1 protein-coding gene is annotated in these 516 nt (G+C 45.0%); it reads left to right on the top strand.

Annotation, left to right across the window (positions count from 1 at the left end):
* Positions 1 to 516, top strand: a 516-nt coding sequence (locus tag HMPREF2571_RS11015; protein ID WP_256315259.1) for an N-acetylmuramoyl-L-alanine amidase family protein, incomplete at both ends; no start/stop codon positions are given.

Genomic DNA, 516 nt, shown 5'->3' with positions numbered 1-516 from the left:
TCAAGAGGAAACTACGATGTTTTAAATAAGGTTATCTATCTCGATGCTGGTCATGGTGGCTATGATCCAGGAGCTTCGTACTTTGGTATCTCTGAAAAGAGCTTGACCTTGGCTATCCAAAGCCGTGTGAAAGCTAAACTAGAAGCAGAAGGTTATCAAGTTGTAACCACTCGCACAAGTGATACCTATGTTGACTTGACGGATCGTTCACGTGCAGCCAATGCTTCTGAATCTGATATCTTCGTAAGTATCCACATCAATGCTTCAGGAAGTTCTGCAGCACAAGGAATCGAGACTTATTATTACCAACCTTATGCAGAATATCCATCACGTATTAATGCGACCTACCATGCTAATCCGACTCGATTGAGCATGAGTGATACCTTGGCCAATGCCATCCAGTCTAGCCTGATTAATGCGACTGGCGCTCAAAACCAAGGCGTGAAACGTCAAACCTTTGCGGTCTTGCGTGAGACGACTGCGCCGGCAGTCCTTCTTGAACTTGGTTTCTTGTCA

Source organism: Streptococcus sp. HMSC068F04 (assembly GCF_001837455.1).
Lineage (GTDB): Bacteria > Bacillota > Bacilli > Lactobacillales > Streptococcaceae > Streptococcus > Streptococcus salivarius_D.
Note: the sequence above shows the minus strand (reverse complement) of the source record. Positions and strands in the feature narration are given on the sequence as shown.